Source organism: Nocardia sp. NPDC052254, assembly GCF_040679495.1.
Classification (GTDB): Bacteria; Actinomycetota; Actinomycetes; order Mycobacteriales; family Mycobacteriaceae; genus Nocardia.
In genome coordinates this window covers 48870-69362 of the sequence record NZ_JBFAUW010000008.1, presented here as the reverse complement: position 1 = coordinate 69362, position 20493 = coordinate 48870, and the positions used below count along the sequence as shown (strand labels likewise).

The 20493-nt window shown below is 66.7% G+C and carries 18 protein-coding genes; 8 read left to right on the top strand and 10 right to left on the bottom strand.

The features are described from left to right. Window positions 1-185: 185 nt before the first annotated feature. The 4 genes from AB0L57_RS20700 (at window position 186) to AB0L57_RS20685 (ending at window position 5471) form a co-directional block, all read left to right on the top strand. A complete protein-coding gene (locus tag AB0L57_RS20700) occupies window positions 186-866 on the top strand; it encodes a biliverdin-producing heme oxygenase (protein WP_364964476.1) in 681 nt (226 codons plus the stop codon). Window positions 867-1204: 338 nt separating this feature from the next. Beyond that, the gene (locus AB0L57_RS20695) at window positions 1205-3229 is read left to right on the top strand and encodes an SDR family oxidoreductase (protein WP_364964473.1); all 2025 of its coding nucleotides are present in this window, start codon (window positions 1205-1207) and stop codon (window positions 3227-3229) included. Between the two features lie 44 nt (window positions 3230-3273). Next, complete coding sequence (locus tag AB0L57_RS20690) at window positions 3274-3990, top strand: polysaccharide deacetylase family protein (RefSeq protein WP_364964470.1); 717 nt, start codon at window positions 3274-3276, stop codon at window positions 3988-3990. Between the two features lie 56 nt (window positions 3991-4046). Then, a complete protein-coding gene (locus AB0L57_RS20685; RefSeq protein ID WP_364964468.1) occupies window positions 4047-5471 on the top strand; it encodes a wax ester/triacylglycerol synthase family O-acyltransferase in 1425 nt (474 codons plus the stop codon). A gap of 4 nt (window positions 5472-5475) precedes the next feature. On the opposite strand, the gene AB0L57_RS20680 is transcribed toward AB0L57_RS20685, so the two are convergent. Together AB0L57_RS20680 and AB0L57_RS20675 are read right to left on the bottom strand one after the other, a co-directional pair. After that, window positions 5476-6363 (bottom strand): alpha/beta hydrolase, encoded by an 888-nt coding sequence (locus AB0L57_RS20680; RefSeq protein WP_364964466.1) that lies wholly within the window; start codon window positions 6361-6363, stop codon window positions 5476-5478. Between the two features lie 113 nt (window positions 6364-6476). Next, window positions 6477-7484, bottom strand: coding sequence for a zinc-binding alcohol dehydrogenase family protein (locus tag AB0L57_RS20675; protein WP_364965041.1), 1008 nt, complete (start codon window positions 7482-7484; stop codon window positions 6477-6479). A 124-nt stretch (window positions 7485-7608) separates the two neighbouring features. Between AB0L57_RS20675 and AB0L57_RS20670 the strand changes: the two genes are divergently transcribed. Both AB0L57_RS20670 and AB0L57_RS20665 read left to right on the top strand, forming a co-directional pair. Then, window positions 7609-8616, top strand: coding sequence for an AraC family transcriptional regulator ligand-binding domain-containing protein (locus tag AB0L57_RS20670; RefSeq protein ID WP_364964463.1), 1008 nt, complete (start codon window positions 7609-7611; stop codon window positions 8614-8616). A gap of 123 nt (window positions 8617-8739) precedes the next feature. Further along, a complete protein-coding gene (locus tag AB0L57_RS20665; protein ID WP_364965038.1) occupies window positions 8740-9861 on the top strand; it encodes an acyl-CoA dehydrogenase family protein in 1122 nt (373 codons plus the stop codon). Window positions 9862-10558: 697 nt separating this feature from the next. Here AB0L57_RS20665 and AB0L57_RS20660 read toward each other — a convergent pair. The 8 genes from AB0L57_RS20660 to AB0L57_RS20625 all read right to left on the bottom strand — a co-directional run bounded on the left by AB0L57_RS20660 (window position 10559) and on the right by AB0L57_RS20625 (window position 17909). Beyond that, window positions 10559-10876 carry a DUF222 domain-containing protein gene (locus AB0L57_RS20660; protein ID WP_364964460.1) on the bottom strand — a complete coding sequence of 106 codons (318 nt, stop codon included), beginning with the start codon at window positions 10874-10876 and terminating at the stop codon, window positions 10559-10561. Window positions 10877-11123: 247 nt separating this feature from the next. After that, window positions 11124-12413: a cytochrome P450 gene (locus tag AB0L57_RS20655; protein ID WP_364964458.1), complete on the bottom strand. Its 1290-nt coding sequence runs from the start codon at window positions 12411-12413 to the stop codon at window positions 11124-11126. A gap of 72 nt (window positions 12414-12485) precedes the next feature. Further along, the gene (locus AB0L57_RS20650) at window positions 12486-13886 is read right to left on the bottom strand and encodes an FAD-dependent oxidoreductase (protein ID WP_364964455.1); all 1401 of its coding nucleotides are present in this window, start codon (window positions 13884-13886) and stop codon (window positions 12486-12488) included. Further along, a complete protein-coding gene (locus AB0L57_RS20645; RefSeq protein WP_364964453.1) occupies window positions 13883-14098 on the bottom strand; it encodes a ferredoxin in 216 nt (71 codons plus the stop codon). Before AB0L57_RS20645 ends, AB0L57_RS20650 begins: the two co-directional genes overlap by 4 nt. Window positions 14099-14422: 324 nt before the next feature. Beyond that, window positions 14423-14818: a metalloregulator ArsR/SmtB family transcription factor gene (locus AB0L57_RS20640; RefSeq protein WP_364964451.1), complete on the bottom strand. Its 396-nt coding sequence runs from the start codon at window positions 14816-14818 to the stop codon at window positions 14423-14425. Window positions 14819-14926: 108 nt separating this feature from the next. Further along, the gene (locus AB0L57_RS20635; RefSeq protein ID WP_364964449.1) at window positions 14927-15706 is read right to left on the bottom strand and encodes an ABC transporter ATP-binding protein; all 780 of its coding nucleotides are present in this window, start codon (window positions 15704-15706) and stop codon (window positions 14927-14929) included. After that, window positions 15703-16746 (bottom strand): iron ABC transporter permease, encoded by a 1044-nt coding sequence (locus AB0L57_RS20630; protein ID WP_364965036.1) that lies wholly within the window; start codon window positions 16744-16746, stop codon window positions 15703-15705. The genes AB0L57_RS20635 and AB0L57_RS20630 overlap by 4 nt, the downstream gene beginning before the upstream one ends. 32 nt (window positions 16747-16778) lie before the next feature. Continuing rightward, complete coding sequence (locus AB0L57_RS20625; RefSeq protein ID WP_364965033.1) at window positions 16779-17909, bottom strand: ABC transporter substrate-binding protein; 1131 nt, start codon at window positions 17907-17909, stop codon at window positions 16779-16781. A gap of 286 nt (window positions 17910-18195) precedes the next feature. Between AB0L57_RS20625 and AB0L57_RS20620 the strand changes: the two genes are divergently transcribed. Then, on the top strand, window positions 18196-19161 hold the full coding sequence (locus tag AB0L57_RS20620) for an ornithine cyclodeaminase (protein WP_364964447.1): 966 nt from the start codon (window positions 18196-18198) through the stop codon (window positions 19159-19161). Further along, window positions 19152-20474 (top strand): alanine racemase, encoded by a 1323-nt coding sequence (locus tag AB0L57_RS20615; RefSeq protein WP_364964445.1) that lies wholly within the window; start codon window positions 19152-19154, stop codon window positions 20472-20474. Before AB0L57_RS20620 ends, AB0L57_RS20615 begins: the two co-directional genes overlap by 10 nt. Window positions 20475-20493 lie beyond the last annotated feature (19 nt).

The window sequence follows — 20493 nt, the reverse complement described above, 5'->3', positions numbered from 1 at the left end:
CCGAACTTGTCCGAAACCTGGGCGCGCCGCCCATCTGCCCGCGACCGAACGCCGGTCGCCCACGAGGCCACCGACGACTCCAACCGTCCGAAAGTTTGATTCCACCTCGGCCGCGGGCCGGTATGGTCGAGGGGAAAGTTAGGTTACCCATAGTTGTCGGATCACGAAGCGAGGAACACAGGATCATGCCGGACACCACCCCCCTCGAGGACTCCGTGCCGTTCTCCGCGCAGATCCGCTCCGCCACCGCCGAACAGCACGCGGAGGCCGAGAACTCCACCTTCATGAGCGATATGCTCGGCGGAGCCTTGGACGTGCGGGCGTTCTACCGCTACACCAGCCAGCTGTGGCACATCTACCACGCCCTCGAACAGCAGTGGGAGACCCTGGCCACCGATCCGGTGGCCGGTCCGTTCATCCGGCCGGAACTGGCCCGGCTGGCCCATCTCGAGGACGATCTCGCCCATCTGGGCGGGTCCGGCTGGCGCGCGGATCTCACCGCCCTGCCGGCCACCGCAACCTATGCCGAACGCATCGCCGAGTGCGCCCGGGACTGGCCCGCGGGCTACGTGGCCCACCACTACACCCGCTACCTCGGCGACCTGTCCGGCGGTCAGGTCATTCGCGGCACGGCGGCGAAGTTGTGGCAGTTGCCCAAGCGTGGCGACGGTGTGCGGTTCTACGTCTTCGAGCAGATCTCCAATCCCGCCGCGTTCAAACGGCAGTACCGGACGCTGCTCGACGAATTGGCCGTCGACGATCTCGAGAAGCAGCGCGTACTCGGCGAATGCCGGCGGGCCTTCGATCTGAACACCGCCGTATTCGCCGATCTCGCAAGCGAATTCCCGGTTCGACGGGAAGGCTGAACCGCCGCCGGGATCGCCCGGCACCGGCCCGGCAACATTTTGGACAACCGACCGGAAGGTTGCTGGCAGATTGCCAGCTGCGTCGCAGAGTTACATCAAAATCGTTGTTACACATACCGATCAGCGCCTCCATGTGGTGACAGGACACACACCACCGGGGGCGCTGTTTGGTTGCGAGCACAAACGGCCGCGAGTTAAAGTTACCCATCAGTTAGGCACGCAGGGGTTCCTAATTCTGGTCTCGATTCTGATAAAGGCCGTTCGTCACGTCCGCATCCACCGACGCATGTCGGACGAACACCGTTGTACGACAACATGTTCGACATGCAGGAGGGGTTATGGTCGCCTATATCGTGACCGGCGGGACCGGTTTTCTGGGACGCCGCGTGGTCGAGGACCTGCTCGCGGAGGACACCGACGCGGTGGTGCACGTCCTGGTCCGGGAGGCTTCGGCGGCCAAACTCGCCGAACTGGCCGCCCGGTGGAATGCCACCGATCGGGTATTTCCGCTGATCGGAGACCTCACCGCATCGGGACTGGGACTGGCCGATGAACCACCGGCCGCCGAGCATGTGGTGCATCTGGGCGCGGTCTACGACATGACCGCCCCCGAAGATTCCACCTACGCGGCCAATGTCGAGGGCACCCGCGCGGTGATCGCACTGGCCACCGAACTCGGGGCCATGCTGCACCACGTGTCGTCGGTGGCCGTCGCCGGTGACCATCGCGGCAAGTTCTTCGAAGACGATTTCGATCTCGGCCAGAATCTCGAATCTCCTTATCACCGAACAAAATTCGCTGCCGAGAAGCTGGTCCGGGAGGCACCGGGACTGCGCTGGCGGGTGTATCGCCCGGCGATCGTCGTGGGCGATTCGCGCACCGGTGAGATGGACAAGATCGACGGCCCCTACTACTTCTTCGACGCGATCGCCCGGCTGGGCGCACTGCCCGGCGGGTTGCCGATCCCGCTGCCGGATCTGGGTGCCACCAATATCGTCCCGGTCGACTATGTGGCCGCGGCGATGGTCGAACTCATCCGACGGCCCGGCCTCAACCGGCGAACCTTCCACCTGGTCAATCCCCGGCCGCAGCCGTTCACCGAGATCTACTCCGCACTCTCGCGGGCGGCCGGGGCGCCGAGCGGGATGGGACCGGTGCCCGGTAGCCACGCCGCCGTGCAGACCCTCACCAAACTCCCCGGTGTCGCCGCGGTACGCGACTTTCTGCTGACTCAGCTCGGCATCCCGGCCGAAGTGGCACCGCATGTGTCGTTCTCCTCGGAATTCGTGTCCGATTCCACCCGGGCGCTGCTGCGGCGCACCGACCTCCGGGTCCCGGACTTCGGCAGCTACGCCCCGGCGCTGTGGAGTTACTGGCGCGCCCGGCTGGATCCTGATCGCGCTCGCCGCCACGGTGGCGGCGACCGGTTGCGGGATCGGATCGTGCTGATCACCGGAGCCTCTTCCGGAATCGGCCTCGCGACCGCGCATGCGGTGGCCCGCCGCGGCGCGACCGTGCTGATGGTGGCGCGCGGGATCGACGAACTCGAGGCCGCCACCACGGCGGTGCGCGCGGAAAGCGGTGCGGCATACAGCTATTCGTGCGACATCACCGACGAGAAGGCGGTCGAGCTGCTGGTCAAGCAGGTGCTCGCCGACCATCACCATGTCGACTACGTGGTCAACAATGCCGGACGTTCGATCCGCCGGTCGGTACTCAACTCCACCGATCGCATGCACGACTTCGAACGGACCATGGCGGTCAACTACTTCGGTGCCGTGCGGCTGATCCTGGCGTTGCTGCCGGCCATGCGCGAGCGGCGATTCGGCCACGTCGTCAACATCTCCTCGATCGCCGTGCAGACCAAACTGCCCCGGTTCGCGGCCTACGTCGCCAGCAAATCGGCACTGGACACCTTCAGCGAGATCGCGGCCGTGGAGAATGCCGACGCCGGCATCACCTTCACTTCGGTGCGGATGCCGCTGGTGCGCACGCCGATGATCGCGCCGACGGAGATGTACCGGTCGCTGCCGGTGCACAGCCCGGAACAGGCCGCGGCGATCGTCGTGCGCGCGCTCGAGGAGCGGCCCGCGCGCATCGATACGCCGATCGGCACCTTCGCCCAGGTCATCGACACGGTCATGCCCTCGGTGAAGAAGGCGATTCTGCACCGGGGTTTCCGGATGTTCGGCGAATCCGCCGCCGCCCGGCCGGCCGCCACACCGGCCCCCGACGCCGCACCGGGCGGTGAATCCGGCCGTCGCAGCCCGCTGTTGGCACTGGCTCCGGTGGTCCAGCCGTTGATGGGGATGCCGAGCCCGGCGGCCCGCATCGTCAACCGGGTGCCCGGCCTGAACTGGTGATCCGGCCTGCCACCGGGCCGGTCGCCCGGTGGTAGGTTGCGCCGGTGAAACGCCGGATCCTGGGCACGGCCGCCATCGCGATCACGGTCGTGGCCGTGCTGTCGATCGGGACCTACGTCCTGATGAATTCGCGCACCCATCAGATCGCGGGACGGCTGGTGCACCGCGTCGACACCGACCGCAAGGTGGTGGCACTGACCTTCGACGACGGACCGACCGATCGCACCCCCGACATCCTGGAAACACTTGCCGCTCAGCATGTTCCGGCGACGTTCTATCTCGTCGGCCGCGATCTGGCGGCTCATCGCGAGCAGGGGGCGCGGATCGCGGCGGCCGGGCACGAGATCGGCAATCACAGCTACACCCATCGGCGGCTGGTATTCGTCACCCCGGCGACGGTGGCCGCCGAGGTCGAACGTACCGACGCCGAGATCGCGCGCACCGGCTACCGCGGCCCGGTAACCTTCCGCCCGCCGTATGGCAAGAAGCTGGTCACCCTGCCCCGGTATCTCTCGCGCAACGACCGCACGACGGTGATGTGGGACGTCGAATCCGACTCCACCGGCGGCGCGGGTACCGACGCCATCGTCTCCGGCACAGTGAACCGCGTCCGGCCCGGATCGATCATTCTGTTACATGCCATGTACCAGCCCGCGGCGGTGGCCGCGATTCCCCGGATCATCACGGAACTCCGTTCCCGCGGTTACGATTTCGTGACCGTCTCGCAACTGATCGCGGGCCCGAAACCCGCCGGAATGTGACCCATCTCCTCGGCCGTTCCGGCCACGAACTAGAACGCGTTCCATAGCCTGGAGGTATGGAACGATTGACCGGGCTGGACGCCAGCTTCCTGTATCTGGAGACCGACACCCAGTTGTTGCACGTGTGCGCACTGCTGATTCTCGACCCTGCCGCCGACGGAACCGACTACGAATTCAGCGCCCTGAAGGACGAGCTGGGACGCCGCCTGCACCTGGTACCCGCGATGCGCCGACGCGTGCACCGGGTGCCGTTCGACCTCGACCATCCGGTGTGGGTCACCGATTCCACATTCGACCTGGACCACCATGTGCGGCGCCTCGGACTACCGGCCCCCGGCGGGTCGCGCGAACTCGCCGATCTGGTGGCCGATATCGCCGGGCAGCCGATGGACCGCTCCCGGCCACTGTGGGAGATGTGGGTGATCGAGGGCCTGGCCGGGGGCAAGGTGGCCGTCGTCTCGAAGTACCACCACGCCGCCGTCGACGGCATCACCGGCGCCAACATGATGGCCTACCTGTGCGACGCCGAGCCGGGGGTGCGCTATCCGGAACCACCGGCCGAAATCGCCTCCGGCGCCGACAATCCCAATGATCTCGTGCTGGCCGCGGAAGGTCTGGCGCGGATGCCGGCGAAACTGGGCATGGTCGCGATGGTGCCGCAGACGGTGGGCAAGCTCGGCAGCCTCGTGCAGCGCCGCCGCTCCGACAAAGGGGGTATGGCGCTGCCGTTCACCGCGCCGCGCACACCGTTCAACCGCACTGTCACACCGCATCGCAGTATCGCCTTCACCACCGCCGAACTCTCCGATATCAAGGACATCCGGGCTGCCTTCGGCGTCAAGATCAACGATGTCGTGCTCACCGTCGTGGCCGGGGCGCTGCGGCAGTATCTGGCCGATCGCGACGAACTGCCGGACACCTCGCTGATCGCCTCGATTCCGGTGTCCACGCACGAGACCAGCCGCCACGACCGCGGCGTCAACAAGGTCTCGACGCTGTTCACCCAGCTCTACACCGATATCGAGGATCCGGTGCAGCGCCTCGGGCAGATCGCCGAGGCCAACCGCTGCGCCAAGGAGGAACACGAGGTACTGGGGGCGGACTTCCTGCAGGACTGGGCCCGGTACGCCCCGCCGAACACCTTCCGGCTGGCGATGCGGGCCTACTCGTCGTTCAAGCTCGCCGAACGCCATCCCGTGGTGCACAACCTGGTGATCTCCAATGTGCCAGGACCCCAGCAACCGCTGTACTTCCTCGGCCATCGCATCGATGCCCTGTTCCCGTTCGGGCCGGTCTTCCACGGCGCCGGGCTCAATGTCACCGTGCTGTCGGCCAACGGTGACCTCGATATCGGTTTCATCGCCTGCCGAGAACTGGTCCCCGATCTGGACCGGATGGCCGCCGCCGTTCACGACAGCATCGCGGCGCTGCTGAAGGCCGCGCACGCCGGAACCGAGAGCCGTGAACCGGCCCAGCACTGACCTGTCAGTTCTCCCGCCGAGCGGCAACGTCCGCGCAGGCCTCGAGGAGCACCGGGACAAAGGCGTCCGCCTCGAGTACACAGGCCGCATGTCCGGCCGGTACGAGGAAGATCTCCGCTCCCGCAATCATTTTCGCCATCTCCAGTTGCCGGTACACCGGTAGCGCCCGGTCGTGGGTCGTGATCACCACCGCCGTCGGCAGATTCAGATCCGGCAACCATCCCGACGAGTCGAATCGCCCGAGTTCGGCGATCGCCTGGGCCATCGCCCAGCCACCGGCGGTGCGCAACTCCCCCAGCGCCCAACGATCCATCCGGCCTGTCTCCCAAGATATTTCGGGCAGAACCGGCAGCTTCCGCCCCGCCGCGGCCACTCGCCGCCCGGCCGTATCGATCGTCGCCCCGGCCAGCAGCGACATCCCGGTGTGGAAGACGCGTTCGCGCCACTTCTCCCGGAATCGATAGGTGGTGGCGCACAACACCAGCCCACCGGCCAGATCCGGATGCCGGTGGGTGGTCGCCTGCGCGACGATCCCGCCCATCGAATATCCGGCGAGCAGGGGACGGTCCAGCCCGAGCACCTCGGCGACCGCGGCCACATCATCGGCGAGATCGTCGAGATCGAAACGGGGAGAGCGGATTCCGTGCCCGTGCCAGCGCTGGTCGAACAGCACCACCCGATAGCGCTCGGACAGTTCCGCCAGCGCCGGGAACCAGTTGAGCATCCCGGTGGTCACCAGACCGTGCAACAACACGACCGTGGGCGCGCCCTGGGGTCCCGGTATGTCCACGAGATAGGTCCGGCCGCGTCCGGGCAGCTCCACCATCCGGCCCGCGGGCACCGAGGTTGTGGCCGCGACCCGGGATCCACCCCACGCGGCCGGCCCGCTCACTGTCCGACGGCCCGCAATCCGCCCGTTCTCTGCTGGCACCGCATCCTCCCGGTTCCGCACCACGGTCATGAATTAGAACGCGTTACAGTTCCGATGATACCGAGTCCGTGCGGTCACCGGCCGCCGGGCAACAGCACCGCCGCACCGGCGAACCTGCCGTGCGACAGATCCGACAGGGCGCGGTCGGCCGATTCGAGCGGATACGGCGTGATCCGGACCTGCATCCGGTGCCGCGCGCAGAAGTCCAGGAATTCGCGGCCGTCGGAACGGGTATTGGCGGTGACCGAGCGAATCTCGCGCTCCTGGAACAGATGCCGCTGATAGTTCAGCGGCGGGACATCGGTGAGATGGATACCCGCGACGGCCAATACCCCACCCCGGTCCAGGGCCGCCAGTGCCGGTGGGACCAGATCACCCACCGGCGCGAACAGGATCGCCGAATCCAGCGGCACCGGCGGCGGATCGGCGGCACCCTGCGCGGAGGCCGCACCGAGTTCCGACGCCAGCTCGCGCGCGGCAGGATCGCGCGTCATCACATGCACCTCACAGCCCTGTGCCAGCGCGACCTGGGCGGCCAGATGGGCGCTTCCCCCGAATCCGTAGATCCCCAGCCGTCCGCCGGGCGGGAGCGCCGACCGCCGCAGCGCCCGGAATCCGATGATGCCCGCGCACAGCAACGGGGCCAGCTCGGCATCGGCGTAGCCGTCGGGCATCCGATAGACATAATCGACCGGCGCGGTGGCATATTCGGCATATCCGCCGTCGGCGTCCCAACCGGTGTAGCGGGATGCCGGGCACAGATTCTCCGCACCGCGGCGGCAGTACGCGCACCGGCCGCAGGTCGTCCGCAGCCAGGCGATGCCGACCCGGTCGCCGACGGCCACCGCCCCGGCATCGGGCCCGGCCGACACCACCTCACCGACGACCTCGTGACCGGGCACGACCCCGGCCCGGTGTACCGGCAGATCACCCTCGGCGACGTGCAGATCGGTGCGGCACACCCCGCATGCGAGAACCCGGACCAGCACCTCGCCGGGGCCCGGCTCGGGAATCGGCATCCTGGTGCGCACCGGAGGTGAGAGGTCGATCGGGCCCGGTCGTCGGACCTGCCAGGCAGTCATGGTGGCGTTCATCGCGCTCCTTCCGGCACCGGATACCGCGCCACGGGCGGGAATGTCGATGGTAGTCGCGTCGATGGCACGGCCACCGGATTCGCCGCCGCACCGGCGTTGATAGCGTCGCTGCGTGCCCGCGACATCGACCGACTTCACCCTGCCGATCGGGCGCGTGCACGCCATCGTCGAGCTGGCCCGCCGACGCGGCTGGGATACCGAGGCACTGCTCACCGAGGCGGCCATCGCGCCGGAACTGCTGACCCACGGCCGGGCGCGGGTCACGGTCGGGCAGGCCGTGCACATGGTGCAGCGGCTGTGGCGCAGCACCGACGACGAACTGCTCGGCCTGGGACGGCGGCCGATGCCACGCGGCACGTTCCGCCTGGTCTGCTTCGCACTCCTGGGTGCTCGCGACATCGCCGCGGCTCTGCATCGGTTCCGGCTGTGTCAGAAGGCATTACCGGGATTTCCCCCACTGTCCACCGTGGTGCACGGTCACGAGACGCGAATCTCGTTCGACCTCAGGGGGATCCGGCATCCGGACGGCCTGATCATCGACACGCTTCTCATGGTGGCCTACCGCTTCCTGAACTGGGCGGTGGGCGGATCGCTGCCGCTGGTGCGCGTCGAGGTCCCCTATCCCGCCAACGAACTGGACGACTACGAGCTGATCTTCGGTGCGCCGGTACGGTTTTCGTCTCCGCATCCGGCACTGGTGCTCGACACCGCCGCCCTGACCATGCCGCTGGTGCGCGACGAGGACGATCTGCTCCGCTTCCTGCGCAACGCTCCCGAGGCCGTGATCGCGCGCGGCCCCGACTCGGTGTCGACCGCGGCCCGGGTGCGGCGCATTCTCGAACGCGGCGGTCCGCGGGACCGGCCCGGTGTGGACCGGATCGCCGCCGAACTCGCCATCAGTCCCGCCACGCTGCGCCGCAAGCTTCGCGACGAACACACCTCTCCCAGCCTGATCCGCGAGCAGATCCTGCGCGACACCGCCGTCGCCGCCCTGGTCCGCGGCGAGACCGTCTCCGCACTGTCGCGACGGCTGGGATTCTCCGAACCGAGTGCGTTCTCCCGCGCTTTCCGGCGCTGGACCGGTAGCTCACCCGGCTCCTACCGTGGGCCCGGGCACTGAGCGATCCGGTCACAACATCGAGCGCTGCGGTCATTGGCGACGATCCACGCGAGCCCTACCGTCGGCGGGGAGCACTGTATTCGAACAGAGGAGTTCCCCGTGCCGGTGCACCGGTCCCCGTGGATGGACGAAGATCTCGACGCCCTCACCGATCTGGCGCGTCGCTTCTTCGAGAAGGAATGCGCACCGAACGAGGATCGCTGGTGCCGTCAGCACCACGTCGATCGCGAGATCTGGAACCGCGCAGGGGAATTGGGCCTGCTGTGCATCTCGATCCCCGAGGAGTACGGCGGTGGTGGCGGCACCTTCGCCCACGAGGCGGTCATCGCGATCGAGCAGACCCGCGCCATGGCACCGAGCCTCGGCAACCCGGTGCACTCGACCATCGTCGCCCACTACATCAACGCCTACGGCTCCGAGGAACAGAAGCAGGCGTGGCTGCCGAAGATGGCCTCCGGCGAGATCGTCGGCGCCATCGCGATGACCGAACCGGGCACCGGATCGGACCTGCAGGGCATCCGCACCCGCGCGGTGGCCGACGGCGACCACTACGTCATCGACGGCGCCAAGACCTTCATCTCCAACGGCCTGCTCGCCGATCTGGTGATCGTCGCCGCCAAGACATCGGAAGGTAAAGGCGCGGAATCGGTTTCACTGATCGCGGTGGAGACCGACCGGGACGGCTTCCGGCGCGGGCGCAACCTGGAGAAGGTCGGCCAGCACGGCCAGGACACCTGCGAGCTGTTCTTCGACGGGGTGCGGGTACCGAAGACGAATCTCCTGGGCACCACCGAGGGCGCCGGCTTCATTCAGCTCATGCAGCAGCTGCCCCAGGAACGGCTGATCCTGGCCGTGGCCGCCGCCGCGGCCGTGGAGAAGACGGTCCAGATGACCGTCACCTACACCAAGGAGCGCCAAGCTTTCGGCAAGCCCGTCTTCAATTTCCAGAACACCCAGTTCACCCTCGCCGAATGCGACACGATCGCCTCGGTCGGCTGGGCGTTCCTCGACGACTGCGTCGCCAGACATCTGCGCGGCGAACTCGACATCCCCACCGCCGCCAAGGCCAAATGGTGGCTCACCGAACAACAGTGCAAGGTCGCCGACGAATGCCTGCAGCTGTTCGGCGGATACGGGTACATGGCGGAGTATCCGATCTCGCGGGTGTTCACCGACGCGCGGATCCAGAAGATCTACGGCGGCACCAACGAGATCATGAAGCTGATCATCGGGCGGAGTCTGTAGAGCGGTTGATGAGGGGCGCAGACTTCACCTACGACTCGATCTGGTTCGAAAGACCTGTGTGGCGGTCGTGTCGCGTTCACGCCTACCGCGCATCACATCGGCACCGCACGTTCGAAACCGCCGCCGAAGTAGGCATAGTGCAGCGCGGTATCTCCCTGTGCCGTAATACAATTGACCACTCCGCGGCTCATGGAGATACCGAGAGCCGCCATGTCGTCGGCCGCCGCGGCCGACAGCAACCCCGCTACGAGCCTTTGCCGTCTGACAGTCGGTCCGGCGTAGCGGATGGCGCGGGCTGTCACAAAGATCAATCCAGGCGCCGGCCTCAACCACCAGTCAGCTCCGCCGCTCCGGTCTGATGGGGACGCGCTTCCAGACGATGACGATCCGGCACGGATCGGTTCGATCCACGATCACAGGCACGGTCTGCCCCGACCGTGGACACCGTTTGGCCGGCACCGTGCAGTCGAATGTCACCGGCCGGGACGTCACCCCATCGATGTTCACCACTCCGCTGACACGTGCCGAGTAGTACGCCGATTCCACCGCGGTATCCGGCTGGGCACAGATCTCGACTCGCAACGACCCGGAAACAGGGTCGCTCATCCGCCGAATGCGCCACCACGAAACCAGCCCCATGACCGGCAACTGTACCGACGAGCGACACCGTCGCCGCACATGCACAGTGGCACGCGGCTCAGCCTGCCGCCGTCACCGCCCTCCACGCCTTTCTGGAACGTGACAAGGCCCTCGGAGCGGCGCATCCGATTCGCCGACGCGCCTCGGAGGCACTGATCCGCAGCAGATCGCTCAACAGCTCCGCCGTGTCCCGGTACCCGGTGTCGGCGGCGAGACCGCGGCGCTCGGCCTCCGCGACGGCCGCGACCATGGCCGCACCCAGTCGACGCCGGCGGCGTTCGGTTTCCACGAGGGTGCGCAGCAAGTCGACATCGGCGAGTTCCGACCAACTCCGGGCCGGAACACCGGGTGCAAGCGCAGTCGAATGTACGTTCACCCGAGGCAATCTACCGCATGATCGAACCTATGTTCGATTATCGGCTGATCCAGCGCGTCGAACTTCACCCATCTCGGCCTTCACCGCGGCGAGCAGCTGAAAGCTGCTCGATCGGGCGGCATTACCGTGCACCGATGAGTGTGGTCGCCGGGCTCGGATGACCTCTGCCAGTTGATCTTCCATGCAGCCGCACCGGCCAGTTCGGTCGGTGTCGTGCCGCTGGCCGGGGGTGCCGCTGACAACGACGTCACTGGACCTCACGGGTGGCGATGCCGTCGATGTCGATCATCAGATGTCGGGGGCCGCGGAAGATGTGGCTGCGGCGATAGGGTGGCGGATCCTCGGCGAGGCGGGGGGCACGTACGCGGTGCAGGAATGTTTCGAGTGTGAGGTTGACTTCCAGCCGGGCCAGCGGACCACCTATGCAGGTGTGAATGCCGCTGCCCCAGCCGAGGTGTTCGTTGTCGGGGCGTTGCGGGTCGAAGTGGTCGGGGTCGGCGAAGCGGGCGGGGTCGCGGTTGGCGGCGCTGTATATCAGGTGCACGGCCGCGCCTTTCGGGATTACGGTGTCTGCGATCTCGATGTCGTCGGTGGCGCTGCGGCTGGGGAAGAACTGCACGGCCGATTGCAGTCGCTGGACTTCTTCGATCGCGCGAGGGATCAGCTCCGGGTGGTGTTGCAGCAGTTCGAACGAGCCAGGGTTGCGCAGCAAGGTCATCACGCAGTTGGCGATGGTGTTGACCGTGGAGTCGTGGCCGGCGACCAGCAGCAACTGCGCGTTGGATACCGCTTGGCGCGGTGACATCGGCCCGTCGGGGCCGTCGGTGTCGTTGACCAGTTTCGACAGCAGGCCGTCGGCGGGCTGGTGCAAGTACTGCCCGATCAGCTCGGCGAGGTAGCTGCGTAGGGCGGTGCCCGCGGCCCGGCTTTTTTCGGTGCGGGCTTTTCCTTCCTCGGTGGTGGCGTCGGGCCCGAGGTCCACGCCCGAGAGGAAGTCATGGATCCAGGTGTGGAAGGTGGGCTCGTCCGCGAGAGGGACTCCCAGGATCGCACAGATCACGCTCACCGGAATGGGGTAGGCGTAGTCCTCGACGACGTCGAACGTGGTTGCGTTTCGGGCTTCCAGGGCGTCGAGCAGTTTGTTGGCCAGCGCGAGGATGTGGGGTTCCATCCCCGGGATCACCTCCGGCGAGTGCGGCGGGCCGAAGTGGCGCAGGACCTGCCTACGGGCCCGGTCGTGATCCGGCGGGTCGGACACGATGATGCTGGGTTCGCGGCCGCTGTGCGCTCGCAGGTCCTCGAGGCCCACGGGTGAATCGGTGTCCTCGGCCACGTGGGCTGCCAGCGGGCTGCGGCGGATATCGGAGCTGATCCGCGGGTCGTGCGCCAGCGCCAGCACCTCCCGGTAGCCGGTGACGACATACAGGTCCTGAGCCACCTGCACCACGGGGGTTGTGCGCAGCTGCGCGAAGAATGGGTACGGATCGGCCCGGTGCCGGTAGGTCATCGCGTCGGCCCAGGTGGTCTGTGCACTCATCATCCCTCCTCGATCTGTCCTCGATCTCTCCTCGCTTCCGGCTCGATCCGAACGGTGTGGTGGCGGGGGCGGTCAGCGCGGTGGACCGAACTCGGCTCCCCGTGAGGTCGGGTCGTGGCCGGTGAGCACCACGCTCGGGATCTCGGTGGGCACGCGTGGATCCGGGAAGCGGGCCAGCCTCGGTGTCGCGTCCGGAGGCCGGTCGTAGCCCGGTGGTGGCGGCGGGAACGGCGCGGACCGTTCGATGAGCGCGGCGTAGTACTCCAGCCACTTGCCATGGTCGAACGTCACCGCACCGACGATGCGTCCCCGCCGCCCGTACGCGGCAGCGAAACGGCGCCGGTCCGGCGAGCCCTGGGTGAACACGATCTCATCCGCGAAGGAGCACACCCCCACCCCCTTGATGTTCACGCCGAACTGGGCCGACCAGAACATCGGCAGCGGAAGGTGCGCGCAGCGCTCGGTTTCCAGGCTGATCATGTTGTTCGCGGCCACCTGCGCTCCGAACACCGCGTTGTCCCAATGCTCCATGGAGATGAACTGGTATTCGTAGAGCACGTGCGGAGCCCGGGCGATGTCACCGGCAACGAAGATGTTGTCGGTCACCACACCGTTGATATCGAACGCGCGACAGCCCGCGTCGCACCCCACCCCCCAGAAACCGGCGGCCAGACCCGCACCCTCGAGCCACTCGACATTGCGGATCGACCCCAGTGACGCGACCACGACATCGACATCGAGCGTGGTCCCATCCGAAAGCCGGGCCCGCCGCACATGCCCGTCGCCGTCGGCCTCCAACGCCTGCACCGCGACCCCGGTCCGCAGATCGACCCCCGCCGCACGCTGCATGTCCGCGGCGATGTCCCCGATCACCCCACCCAAAGCGCCGACCAGCGGCCCGTCCGCACGTTCAGCGACGGTCACCGGCACACCCAGGCCCCGGCACACCGAAGCCATCTCCGACCCGACGAACCCCGACCCGACGATCAACACCCGCCGCGGCCCCGCGTGCAGCGCGGCCTGCAACCGCGCCGCGTCATCGCAGGTGCGCAGCGTGAAAACGCCCTCGAACGCAGCTTCTCGCGGGTTGAACCACGGCCGCGCCCGAACCCCGGTGGCTATCAGCAGCCGGTCATAACCGACGACGTCCCCGTCGGCGAGTAGCACTCGGCGGTTCACCCGGTCCAGGCCGTGTGCGGCGACCCCCAGCCGCCAGTCGGCCTCCACGGCCCGCAGCCGTGGCAGCGTGGTGTGATCGGCGCGTACCCACCCTTGCAGGACCTGCTTGGACAGCGGCGGACGATCATAAGGCTCGTGCGGCTCATCCCCGATCAAGGTGAGTGGGCCGCGGAAACCGCGCTCCCGCAACGCTTCCGCTGCACGCAGCCCCGCCAGCGACGCCCCTACGATCACGATGCGACCCTCCGCACGAAACGCTGCCACCAGCTCGGACAGCAACGACGCCGTGCTCACCCTGTATCCCCCTCACCAGGGGTGAGGGTTTCCACGATGATCGCCTGAACCGGACACGCCGCCGCCGCCCGGGCCAAACGCCGACGTTGGGATTCATCAGGATTGGGGTCGTAGACCAGCGCCTCGTCACCCAGCAGCCGCAACACATCCGGCGCCAGCGGCACACACTGCGCGTACCCCACACATTTGTTCAGATCCACCACGATGCGCATACCCAGCTCCTTCGTGAAGCCGCTCTTCCCGCATCCCACCCTTCGATCGCCGAACCCGCGAGCCGCCGACCCGGATCAATTTTACATCGCACACCCGAAGGTCCCGTCCCGCAGCAAGCGACACCCGCGCCGACCGTGTCCACGGCGTCAGCCCTCATCCCGGTCCTGGAAAGAAGACCCAGAAGCAGGCGCACAATCATCGGCTATTTCCCAGCGTGCTCGGGCGATCCCACCGGCGGCCGCATCAATAATGTGAGCACCAAGATCCTGCCAAGATCTTGACTTCAGAGACAGTCTCGCGAACCCGTGCGGACGCTTTCGCTCTCAATTGACTCGTCGTGTATACGGGTGCAGCCCGGAAGATCGGGTTGTGTGCCGGTGTGGGAATCGGCGGTGCGCGGGCACGGCCTCGACGGCTGCTGCCTCCTTGTTCTCGGGGCGCGGTTCGCGAGAATCGAGTTGCGGGAATTGCGTGATCCACGCCATTATTCGGCGGAGCCCATCGGGGTTCACGGTGTAGAACCGATTCATCCCGGCGGGGCGCACGCTGGCAAGACCGTTGTCGAGTAGCGCTTTGAGATGTTGTGATACCGCCGCTTCCGATATTCCGCGTTCTTCGCTGATTGCACGGGTGATCGTGCCCGAACACTGTTCTCCGGATGCCAGTAATTCGAGAATATGCCGGCGAGTCGGATGGCCGACAACCCCAAAAGCGTCCATGAGAAGAACGGTAGAACAATGTGTGTTAGAGAACGATGAGAAGCTGATCGAGAAAGTGGTTTGGCGCTCCGGAAAAGAGGGAATGGACCCCGCAGCACATTCGCCACCTCAGTCGCGGGCGAGATATGCCGAGGTTGCCGCCAGTGCGAGAGTGTCGTCGTCGTCGAATTCTATTCGCGCGTTGACGCGATAGACCTCGCGCAGCATGTCTTCCGTGATGACGTCGCGGGGTGTGCCGGTGGTGTGCACCGCGCCATTGTGCAAGACGATTATTCGGTCGCAGAATCGGGCCGCATGGGTGAGGTCGTGGATGGTGGTGAGCACGACCGCGGGTTGCTGGGTGGCATAGTCGCGGATGAGTTCCAGCATTGCGAGTTGGTTGTGCAGGTCCAGGTTGCTGGTCGGTTCGTCCAGCAGCAGGATCGACGGCCGGCGGACCATCGCCTGCGCCAGGCTCACCAGTTGCCTTTGCCCGCCGGACAATTGGGTCATCGGCCGTGCGGCCACCGGCGTGAGGCCGACATCGTCGAGGGCATCGGCGACGAGGTCGACAGTGGTGCGCTCGACTCGGAATCCCGCTCCCTGCTGGTGGGCCAGCAGCACGCTTTCGAATACGGTCAGCGTGGTCGCGGGGGGCGGGTCCTGAGGTAGATACAGCACCGCGTCCTTCCCCGAGGGCGAGGGGGCGGCTCCCGGGTCGCGGTCGACTGTGACGGTGCCGGAGTGTCGCTGCAGTCCGGCGACACAGCGAAGGAGGGTGGATTTGCCGGCTCCGTTCGGGCCGACGACAGCGTTGACCGCGCCGGGTTCGATCGGCGGCAGTGTGATCGAGCGCAGGATCGGCGTGCGGCCGTGCCGGAAGCCGAGGTTGTCGATGGTGATGGTCATGTCCACGTCCGCTGTCGCCGAGTCATGATGATGAGCAGGAATACCGGAACGCCGACCAGCGAGGTGATGATGCCGACCGGGATGATGACGCCGGGGACGACGAGTTTGGAGATCATCGAGGCGCCGGTGAGCAGGACAGCGCCGCTGAGGATCGAGGCGGTGAAGAAGTAGCGCTGGTCCTCGCCGACGAGCATACGGGCGATATGAGGCCCCACGAGTCCGATGAAGCCGATGGTTCCGGTGATGGAGACCGCGGTGGCGGCCAGCAGCGACACCCCCAGCATCGCCACCGTTCGCAGCCGGTCCACCGGAACACCGAGAGCCGCTGCGCGGTCGTCACCCATGCGCATCGCGGTCAAAGCCCAACTCTGCCAATAGAAGAAAGGCAGCAACACGACGGTGACCACAGCCAGTGTGGTGATCTGGGGCCAGCTCGCGCGGCCGAGAGATCCGAGAGTCCAGAAGACGACCTGCTGCAGTTGCACCTCCGATGCGACGTATTGCATCAATGCCAGCAACGCGTTGAACAGGAACACGATCGCGATCCCGAGCAGGATCATGGTTTCGGCCCCGGTTCCTCGCAGGCGGCTGAATCCGAGGATCACCAGACAGGCGATGACGGCGAACAGCCATGCGCTGCCGGCCATTCCGAGTTCGTTGCCCAGCGGAAGCAGTGTCGTCAGGCCGGTGACGGCAGCCAGTGCCGCACCGAAGCCGGCCGCGGCGGACACTCCCAGGGTGTAAGGCTCGGCGAGTGGATTGTTGAGAATCGTCTGCATGCCCGCACCGGCCGCGGCCAGGGCGCCGCCGGCGAGTATCGCGGTGACGGACATGGGAATTCGTATGTCCCAGACGATCTGACGGTCGACGGGCGCGACCTGCCACGGGGTGACCGCGGCGCGGACGAGATCACCGAGCGGCATGGCGGCCCCGCCGATCGCGACATCTCCGCAGAAGACCGCGATGGCGAGGATCAGCAGGGCGGTGACGATCAGTATCCGTCGCTTGGTCAGCGATCGATACGAGGCCTGCGCAGACAGCGACTGCCCTGTACGGGAGAGGTTTTCGGTGCTCACGGCAGCCCCGTCCAGAAGGTGCCCCCGGCTGCGATGGGCAGGAACGTGTCGTGCAATTCGGCCAGGTCCGCGGTGGGGTCGATATCGGCGAACAGTTCCGGATGCAGCCATTTCGCCATCCACTCGATCGCGAGGTAGTTGTAGGGCGAGTCGTAGAAGTGATGCCACAGCGCGAAGGTGCGGTGATCGCGTACAGCGGACAGGTTGCCGAATCCGGCCTGCCGGGCGACCACCGATGCGAGCTGGCGACTCGCGGCATCGGAGCTTTCCTGGTAGCCGAGGGCAACGAAACCGCCTTCTTTCACGGGGGTTCTGCCCGGCGCCCAGTTCGCTCCGGTGGCTATGACAACGGCGGGATCGCGGGAGAGAATCGTTTCCGGCGACAGGGTGCCCTGCGGGGTGGACAGGAGCTCGTCACCGAGGTTCTCACCTCCGGCCGCCGTGACCAGCGCGGCGAGGTTGCTGCGCGCGAATGTCGAGCAGCAGTCGTAGTAGCCCGGTGCGCGCCACAGGAATGCCGGCGTCGGCTTGGCGGCCGCGGCGGCCAGCCGATCGTGCACCATGGCGACCTTCGACCGGTAGTGGTCGATGAATGCTTCGGCCTCATGTTCGCGGCCGAAGATCTGGCCGAGTATGCCGACGCTGGGCACCGTATGTGCCACCGGGTCGACGAAGTAGTCGATCGCGACCGTCGGGATGCCGGCCTTGGCGAGCTTGTCGACGATTCCGGCTTCCTGAGCTGCTGCGAAACTCGCCGCGCTGACGACGAATACGTCGGGCCGCAACTGCAGGGCCTGCTCGGCCGACAGCGACCCGGCCGAGACTTCGCCGGTCGTGGTGACCTTGTCCATCTGCGGAAAGCGCGCCCGGTACTTGTCGTAGGAGTCCTGATCGTTCTGCAGCAGATCGTCGGGCCAGCCCACGACCGAGCGCGTGGGGTCGTCCTTGTCGAGGAAGGCGGTCGTATAGATCAACCGCTGACCGCCCAGCAGTACCCGCTGAGCCGGAAGCCGGACGCTGACAGTACGTCCCAGCACATCGGTGATGGTCGTTGTGTGCCCACTGGACGTGGGCGGTGTGCCGGAGCCGCTGCACCCGGTGATCAGCACGAGCATCGTCGCGATCATCACGGCGGCGAGAGTGGGTCTTCTCGGGCCCCTGGACGATGCGGGCGAGCCGGGCGGGACAGCCGGTGGTGGTGACAGATACCTGAACATATTCGGTTAGCCTTCCCTCATTTTCTGGCAGGCTAAGCGCGTCGCTCGACAGCTGTCAAGACCGTCGGTCGAGCCGAAAAATTGCTCTGACCAAGTCTTTTCTTAAATCCTTGCGTCGGTGTTTTAGGTAAGGCTAGCCTCCGAATTACCGCCGGTTCTCAGCGGATTCCCAGTATCACGATTGGACCGCATCCCCATGCATATCCTCACCCGGAGCGATCTCGCGGACGTGGACGTTTCCCCGCGGGACGTGATCAGCGCCGTCGAAGACGGCTATCTCGCCCTGGCCCAAGGCGAGTCCCGATGCCCGACCAAACTCATGATGCCGCTGCCCGACGCGCGGCGAGATTCCGTGTCGTACTCGATGCTCGGCTACGACGCCCACCTGGAGCAGCTGGGCTTCAAGACGTCGTATCGGCAGGGCAGCCAGACCAACGAGAAGTACTACACGACAATCAGTTTGTACGACGACGCGACCGGACTCCCCTACGTGCTGATGGATTGCCAGCGGGTGGGCGCCTCTCGTACACCGGCGACCACGGCACTGATCGCCCGCGCCTGCGCCCGCCCGGATGCGCGGTCGGCGTTGATGATCGGCACCGGCGTTCAAGGGGTGAACACGCTGCCGTACCTGCTGACCGTGCTACCGCAGTTGCAGACACTGCGCCTATTCGGCACGCACGCCGGCGGTATCGCCGCATCGCAACGGGCTCTGCGGCAACACTTTCCGGATCGGGAGCTGGAATTGGTGCGTGATGTGCCCGCCGCGGTCGCCGAGTCGGACATCGTGGTCGTGGCCTCGGGACGGGTGGCCCATCCGCTGGTGGAAACCCACTGGCTGCCACCCGGCGGGGTGATGATCTCGGTCGCCAGCAAAGGTGTCGCCTCCGGGGCCTTACGCAGTGCGGATTACACCGTGACCACGAGTATCGGCCAATTGGGCGTCACCGGAACACGATTGGCCGGTAATGGCGCCGATGTGCACATCGATGCGGTGCTTCCCGACATCCTCGCCGGGCGTGCTGCCGGGCGGACAGGCGCCGGCGATCGCGTCTTCGCGTTCTCGAGCGGCATGATCATCACCGACATTCCCGTGGCGCACGCCTTCGCCACTCGCGCCATCGCGGCGGGACGAGGACAGCGAGTCGAACTGTGGACGTGAAAGCTCCGGTACTCGGGCCCGCCCTGCCCGCGCTGCAATCACAGTGGGCGGTGACCATCCAGTCCGACCCGGTGTTGCTCGGCGATATCGCGGCCTCGGTCCGCGGTCCCTTCCATGTCATCGATCCGGATCGGTTCGCGGCCAACCTCACCGCATTCCGGGCAGCGCTGCGCACGGCCGGTGTGGATGGACGAATCTACTTCGGAAAGAAGGCGAACAAGGCCGGCGCCTGGCTCGACGAGTGCGCCCGCCACGACGGTGGCGTCGATGTCGCCAGCGCCCCGGAGCTGGTGCACGCGCTGGCCCATGGGGTGCGCGGGCGCGACATCGTGGTGACCGGTCCCGCGAAGTCGACCGACCTGCTGTGGCTGGCCGCTCGCCACGATTGCCTCATCACCATCGATGACCTCGACGAACTGGAGCGACTGGTCGCCGTGGGTGTTCGCGCGCGGATTCTGCTGCGGGTGCTGCCACCGACCGGCCCGCACAGCCGATTCGGCCTGGACCCCCGACAACTCGACCAGGCGATCGACCGCTGCGTACAGGTCCGGGATGCGCTCACGATGGACGGATTCTCCTTCCACCTGGACGGCTACCTCCCACACCCGCGGGCCGAGCTGGCAGACCGGTTGATCGATCATTGTCTGGCCGCCCGCGAGCGGGGTCTGGCGGCCACCGCCATCGATATCGGCGGCGGATTCGCTTGCGACTACGTCGATTCCGCCGACTGGCAGCGATTCCAGGACGACTACCGCGACGACTGGTTCCACGCCGGGAAGCAATTCGGCCGCTTCTACCCCTACCACCAGGCCCCGGCCGGAGCAGCGATGCTCACCGCCATTCTCGACGAAGTCGGGCCGCGCTTCGCCGCGACCTCCACGCGACTGCTGTGTGAGCCGGGGCGCGCGTTGCTCGACCAGGCCGGATTCACCGTGTTCCCGGTACAGGGCTGCAAGCCGCGGGGCGATCACGCCGTGATCACCGTGGGCGGGCTGAGCATGAGTGTCTCCGAGCAATGGAAGGGCAGCGAATTTCTGCCCGACCCGCTGCTGTGGCCTGTCGAACCCCGGTCCGGCGATCGATCGGTGACGGCGTTCGTCGCCGGGGCCAGCTGCCTGGAATACGACGTGCTGACCTGGCGCAAGATCGGTTTCGCGCGGACGCCGCGATACGGCGATCTGATCATCTATCCCAACACGGCCGGCTATCAGATGGACAAGAACGAGAGCCGATTCCATCAGCTGCCGCTGCCGCCCAAGATCTGCATCCACACCCGCGACGGCCGGCACACGTGGTCGCTGGACGCCGACTGATGCCCGCCGCGACTCGAAG

Excerpts from the sequence above, each read along its gene's own strand:
- AB0L57_RS20700 (WP_364964476.1), top strand. The coding sequence starts at position 186 with ATGCCGGACACCACCCCCCTCGAGGACTCCGTGCCGTTCTCCGCGCAG.
- AB0L57_RS20695 (WP_364964473.1), top strand. The coding sequence starts at position 1,205 with ATGGTCGCCTATATCGTGACCGGCGGGACCGGTTTTCTGGGACGCCGC.
- AB0L57_RS20685 (WP_364964468.1), top strand. The coding sequence starts at position 4,047 with ATGGAACGATTGACCGGGCTGGACGCCAGCTTCCTGTATCTGGAGACC.
- AB0L57_RS20675 (WP_364965041.1), bottom strand. The coding sequence starts at position 7,484 with ATGACTGCCTGGCAGGTCCGACGACCGGGCCCGATCGACCTCTCACCT.
- AB0L57_RS20665 (WP_364965038.1), top strand. The coding sequence starts at position 8,740 with ATGGACGAAGATCTCGACGCCCTCACCGATCTGGCGCGTCGCTTCTTC.
- AB0L57_RS20655 (WP_364964458.1), bottom strand. The coding sequence starts at position 12,413 with ATGAGTGCACAGACCACCTGGGCCGACGCGATGACCTACCGGCACCGG.
- AB0L57_RS20645 (WP_364964453.1), bottom strand. The coding sequence starts at position 14,098 with ATGCGCATCGTGGTGGATCTGAACAAATGTGTGGGGTACGCGCAGTGT.
- AB0L57_RS20640 (WP_364964451.1), bottom strand. The coding sequence starts at position 14,818 with ATGGACGCTTTTGGGGTTGTCGGCCATCCGACTCGCCGGCATATTCTC.
- AB0L57_RS20635 (WP_364964449.1), bottom strand. The coding sequence starts at position 15,706 with ATGACCATCACCATCGACAACCTCGGCTTCCGGCACGGCCGCACGCCG.
- AB0L57_RS20625 (WP_364965033.1), bottom strand. The coding sequence starts at position 17,909 with ATGATCGCGACGATGCTCGTGCTGATCACCGGGTGCAGCGGCTCCGGC.
- AB0L57_RS20620 (WP_364964447.1), top strand. The coding sequence starts at position 18,196 with ATGCATATCCTCACCCGGAGCGATCTCGCGGACGTGGACGTTTCCCCG.